The organism is Nocardia sp. CA-136227 (assembly GCF_050955695.1).
Taxonomy (GTDB): domain Bacteria; phylum Actinomycetota; class Actinomycetes; order Mycobacteriales; family Mycobacteriaceae; genus Nocardia.
In genome coordinates this window covers 1,588,022-1,603,184 of record NZ_CP192081.1, presented here as the reverse complement: position 1 = coordinate 1,603,184, position 15,163 = coordinate 1,588,022, and the positions used below count along the sequence as shown (strand labels likewise).

The 15,163-nt window shown below is 69.4% G+C and carries 12 protein-coding genes; 8 read left to right on the top strand and 4 right to left on the bottom strand.

Annotated features, from left to right (window positions below; all coding sequences use genetic code 11):
- Nucleotides 1-3: 3 nt before the first annotated feature.
- Entirely contained in the window at nucleotides 4-546 is a 543-nt protein-coding gene (locus ACQP06_RS07180) for an SMI1/KNR4 family protein (RefSeq protein ID WP_433671388.1), read from the bottom strand.
- Nucleotides 547-782: 236 nt separating this feature from the next.
- Here ACQP06_RS07180 and ACQP06_RS07175 point away from each other — a divergent pair, with 236 nt between their 5' ends.
- From ACQP06_RS07175 to ACQP06_RS07160, 4 genes are all read left to right on the top strand, one after another.
- On the top strand, nucleotides 783-1,733 hold the full coding sequence (locus tag ACQP06_RS07175) for a LysR substrate-binding domain-containing protein (protein ID WP_433671386.1): 951 nt from the start codon (nucleotides 783-785) through the stop codon (nucleotides 1,731-1,733).
- 105 nt (nucleotides 1,734-1,838) lie between these two features.
- Nucleotides 1,839-3,698, top strand: a complete 1,860-nt coding sequence (locus tag ACQP06_RS07170) for a glycoside hydrolase family 5 protein (RefSeq protein ID WP_433671385.1) — start codon at nucleotides 1,839-1,841, stop codon at nucleotides 3,696-3,698.
- 80 nt (nucleotides 3,699-3,778) lie between these two features.
- The gene (locus ACQP06_RS07165; RefSeq protein WP_433671383.1) at nucleotides 3,779-5,233 is read left to right on the top strand and encodes a flavin-containing monooxygenase; all 1,455 of its coding nucleotides are present in this window, start codon (nucleotides 3,779-3,781) and stop codon (nucleotides 5,231-5,233) included.
- Between the two features lie 69 nt (nucleotides 5,234-5,302).
- Nucleotides 5,303-5,635, top strand: coding sequence for a transglycosylase family protein (locus ACQP06_RS07160; protein ID WP_433671381.1), 333 nt, complete (start codon nucleotides 5,303-5,305; stop codon nucleotides 5,633-5,635).
- A gap of 4 nt (nucleotides 5,636-5,639) precedes the next feature.
- Here ACQP06_RS07160 and ACQP06_RS07155 read toward each other — a convergent pair whose 3' ends face one another.
- Complete coding sequence (locus tag ACQP06_RS07155; protein ID WP_433673261.1) at nucleotides 5,640-6,113, bottom strand: GtrA family protein; 474 nt, start codon at nucleotides 6,111-6,113, stop codon at nucleotides 5,640-5,642.
- Between the two features lie 321 nt (nucleotides 6,114-6,434).
- Between ACQP06_RS07155 and ACQP06_RS07150 the strand changes: the two genes are divergently transcribed.
- Both ACQP06_RS07150 and ACQP06_RS07145 read left to right on the top strand, forming a co-directional pair.
- Nucleotides 6,435-8,627 (top strand): phosphocholine-specific phospholipase C, encoded by a 2,193-nt coding sequence (locus tag ACQP06_RS07150; RefSeq protein ID WP_433673260.1) that lies wholly within the window; start codon nucleotides 6,435-6,437, stop codon nucleotides 8,625-8,627.
- 66 nt (nucleotides 8,628-8,693) lie between these two features.
- Complete coding sequence (locus ACQP06_RS07145) at nucleotides 8,694-9,584, top strand: hypothetical protein (RefSeq protein WP_433671379.1); 891 nt, start codon at nucleotides 8,694-8,696, stop codon at nucleotides 9,582-9,584.
- Here ACQP06_RS07145 and ACQP06_RS07140 read toward each other — a convergent pair.
- Nucleotides 9,505-10,920 (bottom strand): lipase maturation factor family protein, encoded by a 1,416-nt coding sequence (locus ACQP06_RS07140; protein WP_433671377.1) that lies wholly within the window; start codon nucleotides 10,918-10,920, stop codon nucleotides 9,505-9,507. The two genes, ACQP06_RS07145 and ACQP06_RS07140, sit on opposite strands and share 80 nt — an antisense overlap.
- A 281-nt stretch (nucleotides 10,921-11,201) precedes the next feature.
- Between ACQP06_RS07140 and ACQP06_RS07135 the strand changes: the two genes are divergently transcribed.
- Nucleotides 11,202-13,475, top strand: a complete 2,274-nt coding sequence (locus ACQP06_RS07135) for a sensor histidine kinase (RefSeq protein ID WP_433671375.1) — start codon at nucleotides 11,202-11,204, stop codon at nucleotides 13,473-13,475.
- Nucleotides 13,472-14,119 carry a response regulator transcription factor gene (locus ACQP06_RS07130; RefSeq protein ID WP_357090636.1) on the top strand — a complete coding sequence of 216 codons (648 nt, stop codon included), beginning with the start codon at nucleotides 13,472-13,474 and terminating at the stop codon, nucleotides 14,117-14,119. The genes ACQP06_RS07135 and ACQP06_RS07130 overlap by 4 nt, the downstream gene beginning before the upstream one ends.
- Here the strand turns inward: ACQP06_RS07130 and ligD are convergent.
- Nucleotides 14,116-15,081 carry a non-homologous end-joining DNA ligase gene (ligD, locus tag ACQP06_RS07125; protein WP_433671373.1) on the bottom strand — a complete coding sequence of 322 codons (966 nt, stop codon included), beginning with the start codon at nucleotides 15,079-15,081 and terminating at the stop codon, nucleotides 14,116-14,118. The genes ACQP06_RS07130 and ligD overlap by 4 nt on opposite strands.
- Between the last annotated feature and the right edge of the window lie 82 nt (nucleotides 15,082-15,163).

The window sequence follows — 15,163 nt, the reverse complement described above, 5'->3', positions numbered from 1 at the left end:
GGGTCAGCGCAGGCAACGCTCGTCCGCGATCTCCTCGCACAGCGCGTTGGAGATCGCGGCGGCTTCCTCTCGCGCCCACACGCCGAAGCCGGGGTAACACAGGTCCGCGCCGGACAAGCAGTCCCAGCAGGCATTGGCGCCGCGCGGCGGCCGAACCGGGAACAGCATCACGATGAAGCGCTGCGGCACAGCGGTTTTCCCGACCACGACGCGCCGGTAGCCCTGCGGCACGACCAGCGAGCCCGAAGCCGCGGTGGCGAAGTAGACCTCGGCGAACGCCGAAGCCCGGCGCCACTTCTCGGAGGTGGCCAGTTCGCCGGCGCCGAAGAGGTGGATGTTCCCGAACCGCGACCAGCCGTCACAACACCGCAGGAAGTCGCGGTAGGCGGCGTCGAAGGAGACGCCCAGCCGCTGCTCGGCCGCGTCGATCTCGGCGTCGGTGGCGGGCGGATTGGGGGCAGCCGACAGGTCCGGTTCGCCGAGGCGCTCCGCGACGTCGCACTGCAGGGTGAACAGCTTGCCCACCAGGGCATTCCAATTCGTCACAGGCTTCCTCCGCTACCGGATCGCTCAGGAACAAATGTGCAAGGGAACCGGAGCGCGAATGGGATACTGAATACTTCCTATTCCGGCCGCGGTGAACGCCCGGTAAACGGTAGTGCATGGTGGTGCGGAAGAGAAATCATTCCGAGGCGGCGATTCACAACCCCGATTTGTCAATGACCGTGGAGGCTTCCGGAAAAGCTTCCACCTGGATGGAAAGTCAATCTAGACTGCGCGCCATGGAAGTTCACACCCGCCAGCTGCAATACTTCATCGCTGTCGCGGAGGAGCTGAGTTTCACCCGCGCGGCGCAGCGATTACACGTTTCGCAGCAGGGTTTGAGCACCCAGATCAAACAGCTGGAACACGCGATGGACATGGTGTTGTTCTCCCGCACCACCCGCAATGTCGAACTGACCGCCGCCGGCGCGGTCTTCCTGCGCGATGTGCGGGGCGCGCTGACCGGACTGGACGTGGCGGTCGAGCGGGCCCGCTCGGTGCACCGCGGCGAACAGGACCGCCTGGTGCTGGGCGCGCTCGAGGGGGCGGCACTGACCCTCACCGAGCCGATCCTGTCGGCCTTCCGGCAACGCCATCCGGGGATCACTGTGGAGTTGCGACACTTCACCTACGAGGATCCCTCGGCGGGGCTGGCCAGCGGGTCGGTGGATGTCGCATTCGCCCGCAGGCCGTTCATCGATGACGGCGTGCAGTTCGAGACCCTGTTCTCCGAACCGCTCATGGTGATGGTGCCGACCACACATCGACTCGCCAACCGTCAGCAGGTGTTCGCCCATGAGTTGCTCGAGGAGCCGATCCTCGGGGCCGCCACCACCGATCCGGTGTGGAACGCGTTCTGGGAGTTGGACTCCTACCGCAGCGGAACCCCGGCGCCGGTGGTGTCCCGGTCGAACTCCCTGCTGGAGGAACTACACAAGGTCGCGACCGGTGTCGGCGTCGTGCTGACCGTGGCCTGCGCGCGCTGGATCCCCTTCCCGGGCGTACGCCTGCTGCCGATCGCCGATGTCCAGCCCAATGACGTCGCGGTCGGCTGGCGCACCGCCCACGAATCCGCGCTGGTCCGGTCGTTCGTCGAGGTCGCCCGATGCGTTCGCGACACCCATCCCGATCTGGTCACCCAACTGGAAAAACCGGATTTCACGGATTGCACGGTGCCGCCGCACCTCTGATTGACAATCGAATCTTGTCAAAGTCCGAGAAACACTGATTTCTCCTCGATTTCCTTGCGAACTAACGTTTCTCAGCAATCGTTAAGCAAGAGAATTCGAGGGCCGATGAGGGTTTTCACTGTTCTACTACTGGCCGCCGGGCTGCTGATGGCCCCGGCCGTTCATCTCGAACCGGTCGTGCAGGCCGCGCCCGCCGGTCTCAAAGGCCCGCTGAACACCCGAGGCCGCTACATCGTCGACGAGTCCGGCAATCGGGTGAAGCTGAAGTCCGGCAACTGGCACGGCTCCAGCGGCACCTGGACCGGCAGCGGCGACGACGAGGATCCGGCGAACAATTTCTCCCAGGAGACCGGGCATCGCGCCCCGCTGGGCCTGGATCGAGTGCCGCTGGACAAGATCGTCGGGGACTTCAAGGAGCTGGGCCTCAACAGCATCCGGCTGCCCTTCTCCAACGAGATGATCACCGACAGCCGTCCGGTCAAGGGCCTGACCGCCAATCCGGCGTTGAACGGGCTCAAACCGCTGGAGGTCTACGACCGGGCGGTCGCGGCGCTGACCGGGGCCGGGCTCGGCGTCATCCTCAACAACCACACCACCTCCACGCGGTGGTGCTGTGCGGTGGACGGCAACGAGCGCTGGAATTCCGGGCAGGACACCGCCAAGTGGGTGAGCGACTGGGCGTTCATGGCCGCCCGCTACAAGGGCGATCCGGGCGTCATCGGGGCGGACCTGCGCAACGAGGTACGTCGCGACACCTGGGACAACCCCAACTGGGGCATGGGCGACGGCCACGACTGGGAGGCCGCCGCGCACGAGGCCGGTGACCGGATCCTGAAGGACGCCAACCCGAATCTGCTCATCATGGTCGAGGGCCTCAACTGGATGGGCATCCCCACCGACCTGACCTGGCACGAGCGCCCGATGCTGAAGCCGGTCAAGACGCTCTCGGAAACGCTGATCCGGTCGCACAAGGTCGTCTACGCGGCGCATTTCTACGGCTACATCGGCCCGAACCACACCGGCGGCAGCGGCATCAGCGGCGGCGAGACCCACGATCCGCGCTTCCGCGACATGTCCCGCAGTGACCTGTTCAAGTCCATGGACGAGCTGGCCGGGTCCATCGCGACCACACCGGACAAGCACTTCACCGCGCCGGTCTGGGTGAGCGAGTTCGGCATCGGCAAGGGTGCGACCGGTGCGGACCAGGCGTGGTTCCCGAATATGGTCGACTATCTGATCGACCGCGACCTGGACTTCGCGTACTGGCCGATCGTCGGGTTCCAGCATCAGGACAAGGGCAACGACTGGGGTCTGCTCCGCTATGACACCGACGGCAGCAAGCGCAGCGTGATGGACAGCGACGACTGGCGGGGCGCGCACGTGCGGCGGCTGCTGGACGCGGCGGGACAGACCGGCCAGATCGCGCCGGTGCGCAGCTGGTCGATGCTCAACGCCATCCACGACGATCACAACGCGTCACTGCGCGCGGCCGCCGACTGGGATTCGGGTGCCCACAAACTGGTCTGTCCGGACGACCAGCGGCTGATCGGTATCAGCTCGCGCGGGCAGGGCGGCCTGTGCACCAACGCCACCGAGGGTGACCTCTGGCAACCCGGCACCTCGGCGACCAAGGTCTCCAGCGAGAAGGTGACGACGGACTGGGCGGGCGGATTCACCAAGTACCAGTGCACCGAAGGTCAATTCATGATCGGTTACAGCCTGCGCGGCGACGGCATGTCCGCCATCCTGTGCGCCCCCGCCCGGCGCGCGCTGGCCGGGGCGGGCCGGACCGTGTGGGACGACCGCGGCGACAATCGCCCGGCCTCGGGTGAGGGCGGCGATTACGCCAGCGGCTGGTACAAGGGCCAGTGCAACGCCGACGAGTACGCGGCGGGCATCGCGTTCTCCTGGGCCAACGCCCGCGGCGGCCATCCGGACGCCCTGTACTGCCGCAAGCTGACGTAGCGGCCGCCGGTTGACATACCCCGGGAGTTCCAAATACCGTCAGTATTTGAATTCCTGGGGTATCCAACAAGGAGGTTGGGATGGGCACGCGGCGGCAGCCTCGGATCGTGATCATCGGGGCCGGCGTGTCCGGAATCGCGACCGCGATCACCTTGCAGCGCAAGGGGTTCGATGACTTCGTGATGCTGGAGAAGGGGTCCGACGTCGGCGGCGTCTGGCACTGGAACCGCTATCCCGGCCTGACCTGCGACGTGCCCTCGCAGCTGTACCAGTTCGGGTTCGCGCCGAAGCCGGACTGGTCGCACATCTTCGCACCGGGCCCGGAAATCCAGGGATACCTCGCCGACGTGGTGGAGCAGTACGAGCTACGACCGCACGTGCGAGTGAATTCCGAAGTGGTCGCCGCGACCTTCTCCGGCTCCGAATGGCAGGTCGAGACGGTAGACGGCAGCACCTACACCGCCGATTTCGTCATCGCCGCCACCGGCGTCCTGCATCATCCGGCCGTGCCGAACATCCCCGGCCTGGGCGAGTTCACCGGCCCCATCGTGCACACCGCGCGCTGGGACGACACCGTCGCGACCGACGGCAAGCGGATCGCGGTGCTCGGCACCGGATCGACTGGCGTCCAGGTGGTTTCGGCGCTCCAGCCGAAGGCCGAGCGCATCACGCATTTCGTGCGCAGCCCGCAGTGGGTGATCTGGGCCCCGATGTGGCTGCCGCAGCCCGCGCTGGTGGGCGCAGCCCTCAAGCGCCTGCCGCAGGTGAATCGCGCGCTCTACCAAGCGGGAATGACCGGCGCGCGGCTGTTCACCGACGTGGTCACCCGGCCCAGCTGGCGGCGGCGCGCGGTGCAGGGGTACGCGCGCATGAGCCTGCGCACGCAGGTCACGGAACCGGGCCTGCGCGAACAGCTCACCCCCGATTACGAGCCGCTGTGCAAGCGCCAGGTGCTGTCGGGCACCTACTACCGGGCCCTGCGTGCCCGCAATGCCGAGCTGGTCACCACGGGCATCGACGCCGTGACCCCGACCGGCATCCGCACCGCCGACGGCCGTCACCACGAGGTCGACGTGATCGTGCTGGCCACCGGCTTCCGCGCCCACGACTACATGCGGCCGATGAATCTGACCGGCCGCGACGGCGTCTCGATCGACGACGCCTGGGCCAAGGGACCGCGCGCCTACCGGATGACCGCGATCCCGGGCTTCCCCAACCTGTTCACCGTGCTGGGCCCGCACTCCCCCACCGGCTCGATCCCGCTGCACCACGCCGCCGAGGTGACCGCGCGCTACATCACCCGCTGGATCCAGCGGTGGAGCGCGGGCGAATTCGACACCGTGGAGGTCACCGAGGCGGCGACCGAGCGCTTCGAGTCCGAGGTGGCCGCGGCCATGGGCCCGACGGTGTGGAACACCGGCTGCAACTCCTGGTATTTCACCGAGGGCGGCAGTATCGACCTGCTGCCGTTCGACCGCGCCACCATGGAGTCGATGCTGGCCGAACCGGATCCCGCGGACTTCAATTTCCAATAATGAGCGAATCTTCAGTTACCATCGTCTGATTGTTGCCCGCGCGTTCGTCTACCAGGGCGGAGATACGCCATGATCGGACAGCACGAGTTTCGAAGACCCGTTCGCACCCTCGCTCTCACACTGGGCCTTACAGCATTGACCTGCGCATTATCCGCCACAGCGGAGGCCCGGCCACGGCACGACTGGGACGCCGTGGTCGAGTGCGAGGCGGACGGAGACTGGACCGCCGACACCGGAAACGGATACTACGGCGGCTTGCAATTCAGCCCCAGCACATGGCGGGCATACGGCGGCAGGGGGAATCCGGCCGATGCCACCCGGGCGGAACAGATCCGCGTCGCCGAACGCGTCCTCGCCCGGCAGGGTCCGGGCGCCTGGCCCACCTGCGGCGCCTTCCTCTGAACCGCTACCCGGCGGCCTTGGTCCGGAAGACGATCCAGCGCATGGACGCGTACATGAACAATCCCTCGCCGAGACTGCCCACGATGCGGGCGATCCGGTAGTCGACGCCCAGCGCCGCGACGCCGCTCGTCACGCCGAGGATGAACGCCAGGTAGTTCACGACCACCACCACGATGTAGCGGGCCAGCTGGGGGCCCACCGCCGCGTGCGATTCGAAGTTCAGGACCCGGTTCAGCAGGTAGCTCAGGCCGAAGGCGGTGCAGTAGGCGACCGTCACCGCGACCGGGAGCGGCGCGACCGAGTGCAGCGCGGTGAGCAGCAGCAGGTCCACGCCGAAGGTGAAGGCGCTCACCAGCAGATAGCCGACGAAGGTGGGGGCCACGAAGCGGCGCAGCCGGGCCGGCAGTAGCGCGACTGCCCCGTCGCACAGCGCGTGGAACCAGCGCACCAGGCGCGCCGGTCGCGGCTGTGTCTGCATACCCACCCGGCCACCCTGACACCCCCGCATGTCCCGAAGATGATCAGTGGACCAACTTCCGCTGGCCGATTCGCCATCGACAACCTGTGCTTGTCAATCGCTCGGAAATCAGTGTTTCCGCGCGATCTCGCTGTGCCATAGCATCCTTCGGCGCGTCCCCGAGACCTCGACGGGACGTGAGTCGGAAGTGTCGACCGGCATGCTGAATGGAGATTCCTGATGGGGCGTGGATTCGGAACCGCGAATCGGCGGAAGGTGCTGGGCGGCATGCTCGCCGCCGGCGCGGCGGGTGCGGCGGGCGTGGCCGGGCTGCCCGAGGGCATGGCGGAGGCGCTGGCGGAACCGGGCCGCTCGGGCAGCCTCGATCAGGTGCAGCACGTGGTGATCCTGATGCAGGAGAACCGGTCCTTCGACCACTACTTCGGAACCATGAGCGGTGTCCGGGGTTTCGGCGACAAGCGCGCCGTGCGGCTGCCCGCGGGCGGCTACAACCCGGTGCTGCAGGCCGCCATGGACGCGGCGCTGGCCGGCGGGCTCGGCACCGACCTGGGCAGTGGGTCGGCGGGCACCGGCAGTGCGAGCGGTTCGGCCAGCGGGAGCGGCAGCGGATCCGGCACCGGGAGCAGCAGCGGGTCGGGCGGCGCCGCGGAACGGAACGCCTTCCAGCAGCCGGATGCCTTCAGCAGCACCGGGTTCCTGCTGCCCTGGCATGTGGACACCACCCGCGTGGACGGCCAGGACATGGGCGATCTCGCGCACGACTGGAACACCACCCACGTGGCGTGGGCCGACGGCGCGTACCACTCGTGGATCGCGGCCAAGTCCAAGATGACGATGGGCTACTTCACCGAGGCCGACATCCCGTTCCATCGCGCGCTGGCGTCCGCGTTCACCATCTGCGACCACTACTTCTGTTCGATCCAGGGCCCGACCACCCCGAACCGGCTCTACCATTGGACCGGCACCATCGACCCGGCCGGGCGCGCGGGCGGGCCCGCGGTGTCCAATCCGCCGGACTACCGGCCCGCCTTCCACTGGACCACCTACCCGGAACGCCTTCAGCAGGCTGGGATCTCGTGGCAGGTGTACGCCGACTCGCACAGCGGCGGCCCGTTCCTCGCGGACTACGGCGACAACCCGCTGTGGCTGTTCCAGAACTACCACAATGCCGCGAAATCCTCCGATCCCGCCGTCCGGCAGCTGGCCGACCGCGCCATGGTGACCGCGGGCGGCATGACGCCCCCGCCGTCCGGGGTCGACGGCAGCGATATCGATTACGTTCTGCAGCGGTTCATCTCGGACTGCGCCGCCGGAAATCTGCCCCAGGTGTCCTGGGTCGTCGCGCCCGCCGGCTACTCCGAGCACCCCGCGTACCGTCCCGCGGACGGCGCGGCCTACATCCAGCGCGTCCTGAAAGCGTTGTGGGACAACCCGAAACTGTGGGAGTCCACCGTCCTGCTCGTCAACTACGACGAGAACGATGGCTTCTTCGACCACATGGTGCCCCCGACCGCGCCACCCGGCACCCCCGACGAGATCCTGCCCGCGGCGGGCGATATCGGCGGCGACCTGAGTTCCGGGTCGGCGACGCTGGGGTCGAGCTCGGGTTCGGCGAACATCGGCAATCTGATCACCAAGGCGGCCTCGGGGCTGAGCGGCAACGCCCCCATCGGCCTCGGCCCGCGCGTCCCCATGCTGGTCATCTCCCCGTGGAGCCGCGGCGGATACGTGAATTCCCAAGTGTTCGACCACACGTCGGTACTGCGCTTCCTCGAGGCCTGGACCGGTGTCGCCGAACCCAATATCTCGGCCTGGCGGCGCGCCGTCTGCGGCGACCTCACCAGCTGCTTCGATTTCAGCCGCCGCGACACCAGCATCCCCACGCTGCCCGACGCCAATGCCGAGCGCGCCCGGGCCGCCGGGCAGAAGAACCTGCCCAAGCCGGTCCCGCCGTCGCCGGGCGGTCAGCAGATGCCCGCCCAGGAGCCCGGCCGCGCCAAGGCCCGGCCCCTCCCCTATCAGCCGCTGGCCTCGATCGAGGTTTCCGGCTCCTCCGCGACCGTCCGCTTCGGCAATCAGGGCTCGGTTCCCATGCCCTTCCAAACCTATGCCTACCAAAGCAATTCGATCCGGCAGACGGTCGTCGCCCCCGGCGCGACCGCCGAGGAGCGTTTCCCGGTGAGCGGCGCCTACGACTTCGCCGTGCACGCGCCCAACGGCTTCCTCGCCGAGGCCTCGGGCGACGGTGACGCCGCGCTGACCGCCACCGCGGCCATCGGCGGCACGGCCTCGAGTCCCACTTTCGTTGTCACCGTGCGCAATTCCGGTTCCACTGCGGCGACGATCGACGCCGGCGGCTCCCGCACCACGGTCGACGCGGGAGCCACCCGTGACATCACCGCCCCGCTCGATCAGGGCTGGTACGACCTGACCCTGACCGCGTCCGGAAACGGCAACTGGCGCAGGCACTTCGCCGGTCACCTGGAGAACGGCAGCGCCGGCACCACCGCGTGATCGATAGGGGGCGGCTAGCCGAAATCCGGTTGATCCGGGCTCGACCGCTATGGCGTCATAGAACCGATGAAGCAACAGCGCACGGGTACCGCCCGATCCGTCACCGACGGCCTCAAACTGCACCGCCACGTGGTGCGGTCGCCCGGTCGTGCCCACACGGTGATCACCTTGCGACCCGGGACGCATGCGCGGTTCAGCACCAACCGATTCCACGAGACCTGGCACGTGCTCTCGGACGATCACGGTTCCCGGCTGCTGGGGCGGTTGCTGTGGGGGCTGTCGTATCAGGCGCGTCCGGGGACCGTCGTACTCATCGATCAGGCCTTCCTCACGCCGAATCCGTTCGATGCCGAACCGCCCGATCCGATCCTGCTGGTGCCGGGCTGGTGCACGCCGTTCGACGACCGGATCGCGGGACAGCTGAAGCGGCGGTTGCCGTTCGCGAAGCCGGAGGGCACCGTGCGCTGGCAGACCTTCGGGCTGGACCGGACCCTGGAACCGGCCGCCCTCAAGGACTGGTGGAGCCGGTATCGCCACCGGGAGCATCGCGGCCGGGTCACCCGCAGTCACGGGCTGGTCGTGCTCACCCCGTCCACTCCCGACGAAGCCCGCGCGTGGGCGCTGAGCGCCACGGGCCTGGACGCGTCCGGCCCGTACGGCACCGACTACACCTACCTCGGCCCCTACGACCGGGGCTACGACGGCGAGATCCAGATCTTCCGCCGCTTCCGCCCGATGGTGAGCGTCGCCGGTCGGGCTCGCGCGCAAGTGCTTTCGCGTGCCGATGCGCCGGCGGACCCGGACACCCTGCGCCCGGCCATCTGGCGGGAGGCCGAAATCGTCCGGGGCTCAACCCATCTCAGGGAGCCGGGGGCGGTCACAGCGGCGGCACGTACGAGCCGACCACGTCGCGGACCCACCAGGCCCGGGTTTCGAGCAGTTCCCGTGGGCCGGTGAAGCGGTACTCGTAGAGCAGCGCCCGGACGTGCCGTGGCGGGTCGTCCGGGAACGGGTTGCGGCGCACCAGGCGCAGGGTGTCGCGGTCGTTGCGCAGCAGGCGGCGCAGGAAGCCCTCGAACCAGGGTCGCGCGTACGCGGAGGAGTGGGCGGCGAACCACAGCAGCCAGTCCAGGCGCAGGTGGTACGGGGCGAACTGGCGCGGCATGCGGCGCGGATCGCCGGGCTGGCCCTTGAATTCGTATTCGCGCCACCGGGTGTGGCGGGTGAGGACCGCCTCGTCGGTGCCCTCGATGACCACCTCGTAGCGGATGCGGTCGATGACGCCGAACGCGCCGAAGGTATTGATCAGGTGGAAGGGGTTGTAGGACTCGTTCATTCGCTGCCGATGCGACAGCATATTGCGGACCGGCAGGTAGCTGAGCGTCAGCGTGACGCCGGTGAACGCGAACACCAGCACCGTGAACCAGAGCGGAGACTCCGGGAGATTACTCGGCGTCGACACCGGGAACACCCGTGCCGCGGCGGAATTCGAGATCGCCGCCCACGCCAGGATGATGGTCAGCCAGTTGAGCCACGCGAAGTTCCCGGACAGCACCAGCCAGGTCTGGGTGACGATGATGATCGTCGCCGCGATGCTCGCCACCGGCTGCGGAGCGAAGAGTCCGAACGGCACCACCAATTGGGCCACGTGATTGGCCGCCACCTCGACCCGGTGCAACGGCCGGGGCAGATTGTGGAAGAACCAGCTCAGCGGACCGGGCATCGGCTGGGTCTCGTGGTGGTAGTACAGGCAGGTCAGGTCACGCCAGCACCGATCGCCGCGCATCTTGATCAGCCCGGCCCCGAATTCCACCCGGAACACCAGCCAGCGCGCCAGCCACAGCACCAGCACCGGGGGCGCGACCCGGTCGTTGCCGAGGAACACGGCCAGGAATCCGGCCTCCAGCAGCAGTGACTCCCAGCCGAACGAGTACCAGACCTGCCCCACGTTCACGATCGACAGGTAGAGGACCCACAGCAGCAGCCACACCAGCATGGCCGCCCACAGCGGCAGCAGATCCGCGGCCCCGCACACCAGCGCCGCCGCCACCGCCGCGCCACCCCAGGCCACGGCCGCGAAGAACCGGTCGGAGTAATAGAGGTGGAAGATGCTCGGCGTCGCCCGGAACGACCGCCGCGCGACCCAGCGCGGGATCGGCAGCATGCCGTGTTCTCCGAGCAACGCCCGGAACTGCCGGGCCGCCGACACGAAGGCGATCACATAGACGAAGGCCACCCCGCGCGTCACCACCTGTCGCGCGAGCCAGTATTCCGGTGCGCTGAACCACTCCATCCCGCGCCTCCTGCGCCGGTGTGTCGCCTCAGCCGGGCTAGTCCGCTCCTACTCAGAAGCGTAGTCATCCCTCGCGCGCACCGGCCCGGGTGACCCGGCGGCCGTTGACTCCCCGCCCGCCAACGGCCGCGGCCACGGCAGCGGTACGGACCCTCGCACCCCTTGCCGCGCCCTCCACGATTCCGTAGTCGGACGGGTCTGTCTGTCGGGTGTTCGACGGACACCCGTGCCCCCGGAAGGGATGGGATGCTGGGCCGAATCCGGTTCGGTACCGTGACCGGGTGCTGCGCGAAGCCGACCCGACCCACGCCGCGGTCGCGCAGGAGGCGACGTGGCTGGCCGTCCGGTTCCGGCACGCCGCCTGCCTGCTGCTGACGGTGGTGCATCTGGCGAGTGGGGCGGTCGAGCCGGGGCTGGGGCAGGCGGTCACGCTGGGGCTGGCGGTGTGGTCCGCGAGCCGGCTGTGGGGTCGCCGGCTCGGGCCCGGGTGGACCGCGGCCGATGTCGCGGTGGTGGCCATCTACCTTCTGGGGACGACCAGCGTGGCCGCGTCCGGAATCGGGACCGGAGACCTCATCGACGTGAAGGTCGTGGCGGCAACGGTGATCTCGGTCGGAATCGCGGAGCGGGTGCGGGTGTCGGCGGCGGTGACCGGTCTGGTCCTGCTGCTGCTCTACTACGCCAATCGCGCCACGCCGGGGCTCACCCCGTGGAACTTCCTCTCCGATCTGACCGTCGGCTACCTGCTGGTGGAGTGGCTGCTGGCCGTGGGGGTGCGCCGGGTGGTGCTGGGCGCGGCCACCGTGCACGACCAGACCGTGACCGCCGCCGCCGACGCCCGGATCGCGAGTGAGGTGGCGGACGCGCGCCGCCGCTACGAACGCGAGCAGTGGGCCGTCATGCACGACACCGCCGCGGCCACCCTGCTGATGGTCGGGCAGGGCGCGGCCGGGGATCGGGACCGCATCGCCCGGCAGGCCGCCCGCGATCTGGCCGTGCTGGATTCGGGGATTCCGCTGCCCGGCGACGACACCCGGGCCGACCTGTCGGTCCTGCTGCGGGAGGTGAGCAACGGCTGCGCGACGCCGCTCACCCTGCGCACCCCGGGCCCGCTGCCCGTGCGCGGCACCCTCGCGTGGACGGTGACGGCCGCCGTCCGTGAGGCGCTCACCAATGTCGATCGCCACGCCCGCGCCGCGACCGTCGACATCGGCGCCGGGCCGGGCGCGCTGGTGATCACCGATGACGGCGTCGGCTTCGACGGCGTCCCCGGCGAGGACCGATACGGCATCCGCCATTCGATCATCGAGCGCATGCGGGCCGTCGGCGGCGACGCCGAGGTCACCAGCCGCCCCGGCCACGGGACGCGGGTGCGGCTGAGCTGGCCGACCACCGAACCCGGTGCCGCCGAGGAGCACTCGTTCGACGCCCCGGCCGCGGGCATCGAACGGCTGGGCCGCAGTTTCGGGTACGGCATCGTCGGCGTCGCGGTCGCCGACACCCTGTTGCAGTCCACCCTCACCGATGCGGCGGCGACACCCCCGGCGGCGGTCAACGCGGCGTTGGTGGCGGTGAACGTGGGATGCGCGCTGGCCGCGCTGATCCCGCGCCGCCGGGAATCGGTGACGCTCACGCTCATGGCGCTGGCGATCGCGGCCTCGCTGACCCTGATCGCCCTGCTGCCCGCGAATGCCGTACTGGCGGGCGCGAACTGGTCGATCGGCGCGTCCGGCTGGACGGTGGTGGCGCTCGGCTTCCGGCTGTCGCCGCGACTGTCGCTGACCGCGCTGACCGCCTGGTGGGTGCTGGTGTGCGCGCTGGTCCTGGTCCGGGCGCCGGGCCTGGACAGCCTGCGGGTGCTGGGGTATCACACCGCGGCCATCTTCTTCCTGCAGTTCCTCACCGCCCGCTTCGCCGCGACCCTCGACCGCGTGGCCCGCGACGCCGCCGCCCTGCACCGGGAACGCCTGCGCCACCGCACCGCCGACGCGGTCGGCCACATGACCGAACAGGAATGCCTGCGCCGCTACCGAGAACTGCTGAGCGAATTCACGCCGCTACTGCGGGGTTTGGCCGACGGCACCCTCGATCCCGCCGAGCCCGCGGTGCAGGTCGCCGCGCGCACCGAGTACGCGCGCCTGCGCCGCCTGTTCACCCAGCAGGACGGCCTGGGCCATCCGCTGCTGGCCGATCTGCGCGGCGGCATCGACGCGGCGGAGCGGCGCGGGGTCGCGGTCACCGTCGAAGCCGAGGCCGACGCCCGTCCCGAACCCGGCCGCGAACTCCCGGACCCGGTGCGCGGGCACCTGGTGGCCGCGACCCGGATCATGCTGGACGCCAGTCGTTCCCGGGCCCGGGTGGTGGTGACCACCGACGCGACCGGCTGCACGGTCAGCGCGCTCGGCGACTGCCCCGCCGACACCGTCGACCGCCTGTCCGCCCTGTCCACCGCGGCCGCCGACCCCACCGGCGCCGTGCACACCGAGGTCGTCACCGCCGGCGAATTGCTGTGGGCGCGACTGCATCACCGCTTCGAGCTGGAGAACGCCCGATGATCCGCATCGCCATCGTCGACGACCACCCGCTGATCCGCGACGGCGTGCGCGGCTGGTGCGCCGCCGCCGAACCCCGGCTCGAGGTGACCGCCGACCACGCCGACCCGGCGGCCTTCCTGGCCGCCACCGGCCCCGATCGCGGCGACCTGGACGCCATCGTCCTGGATCTCCAATTCGACCAGCGCGCACCGGATCTGAACGCGCTGGCCACCATCTGCGCGCGCGGCCACCGCGTGGTCGTCTACTCCCAGCACACCGAACCCCATCTGGTCCGCGACTGCCTGGACCTGGGGGCGGTCACCTACCTGTCGAAAACCGAAGGCCGCGAACACCTGATCGCCGCCCTGCACGCCGCCGCCGAGGTGCGGCCCTACCTCAGCCCGACCATGGCCCGGGCCATGAGCACCGACGGCGACGACCGCCCGAAACTGTCCCAGCGCGAACGCGAGGTCCTGCTCGCCTGGTTCCAGACCGAGTCCAAAGCCCTGGTGGCGCAACAGCTCTACATCACGCCGGGCACGGTCAACACCCACCTCGAACGCATCCGCGCCAAGTACGCCGCGGTGGGCCGCTCCGCCCCGACCAAGGCCGCCCTGGTCGCCCGGGCCATCCGCGACGGGCTGATCAGCACCGACGAGCTCTAGTCGCCGGTGTCCGCGTCGAGGTCGACGTCGATCTTGTCGCGGTCGGCCCACTCCAGCAGGGGCGCGAGGTCGAAGACCGCCTCGTCGATGCCGGCGTGCAGGTCGCCGAGGTCGGCGTAGCGGGCGGGGACGGTCTTCATGGTGAAGTCGCCGGGGTGGATGTCGGGAATCTCGTTCCAGCGCACCGGAGTCGAGACCGTCGCCTCGGGGACGCCGCGCACCGAGTACGCGGCGGCGATGGTGTGGTCGCGGGCGTTCTGGTTGTAGTCGACGAACAGGTGCGCGGGATCGCGGTCCTTGCGCCACCACGCGGTGGTGACGTCGGCGGGCGCGCGGCGCTCCACCTCGCGGGCGAAGGCCAGCGCGGCGCGGCGCACGTCCTGGAAGCCGTACTCCGGCGCGATCCGGACGTAGACGTGTAATCCCTTGCCGCCGGAGGTCTTCGGCCAGCCGACCGCGCCGAGCTCGTCGAGCACCTCGTGCACCACCCCGGCCACCCGCCGTACCCGCGACCACGGGCAGTCGGGCATAGGGTCCAGGTCGATGCGCCATTCGTCGGGGAGTTCGGTGTCGAAGCGCCGGGAGTTCCAGGGATGGAATTCGACGGTCGACATCTGCACCGCCCAGATCACGTCGGCGAGCTTCTCCACGCAGAGTTCGTCGGCCGTGCGCCCATAGCGGGGGAAGTAGAGCTGAACGGTGGGGATCCAGTCGGGCGCGCCGCCGGGCAGCCGCTTCTGGTGAACCTTGCCGCCGGGCAGGCCCTTGGGAAAGCGGTGCAGCATGCAGGGCCGGTCGCGCAGCGCGTTGACGATGCCGTCGCCGACGCTGAGGTAGTACCGGACCAGATCCAGTTTGGTGGCTCCGGTCTCGGGGAAGTAGACCCGATCCGGATTGGACACGCGCACCGTGTGTTCGCCGACCGGCAGCTCGATCGCCGGGGCGGCTGACTTGCCGGCCATCTGTCCGACGGTAACCGGCATTTCGGTCAGCCGCGACCGGCTCGCCGCGAACCACCCGCCGAACTAGAACAAGTTATAGTTC

Coding starts and splice junctions, on each gene's coding strand:
- ACQP06_RS07175 (WP_433671386.1), top strand. CDS start 783: ATGGAAGTTCACACCCGCCAGCTGCAATACTTCATCGCTGTCGCGGAG.
- ACQP06_RS07170 (WP_433671385.1), top strand. CDS start 1,839: ATGAGGGTTTTCACTGTTCTACTACTGGCCGCCGGGCTGCTGATGGCC.
- ACQP06_RS07165 (WP_433671383.1), top strand. CDS start 3,779: ATGGGCACGCGGCGGCAGCCTCGGATCGTGATCATCGGGGCCGGCGTG.
- ACQP06_RS07160 (WP_433671381.1), top strand. CDS start 5,303: ATGATCGGACAGCACGAGTTTCGAAGACCCGTTCGCACCCTCGCTCTC.
- ACQP06_RS07155 (WP_433673261.1), bottom strand. CDS start 6,113: ATGCAGACACAGCCGCGACCGGCGCGCCTGGTGCGCTGGTTCCACGCG.
- ACQP06_RS07150 (WP_433673260.1), top strand. CDS start 6,435: ATGGCGGAGGCGCTGGCGGAACCGGGCCGCTCGGGCAGCCTCGATCAG.
- ACQP06_RS07145 (WP_433671379.1), top strand. CDS start 8,694: ATGAAGCAACAGCGCACGGGTACCGCCCGATCCGTCACCGACGGCCTC.
- ACQP06_RS07140 (WP_433671377.1), bottom strand. CDS start 10,920: ATGGAGTGGTTCAGCGCACCGGAATACTGGCTCGCGCGACAGGTGGTG.
- ACQP06_RS07130 (WP_357090636.1), top strand. CDS start 13,472: ATGATCCGCATCGCCATCGTCGACGACCACCCGCTGATCCGCGACGGC.
- ligD (WP_433671373.1), bottom strand. CDS start 15,081: ATGGCCGGCAAGTCAGCCGCCCCGGCGATCGAGCTGCCGGTCGGCGAA.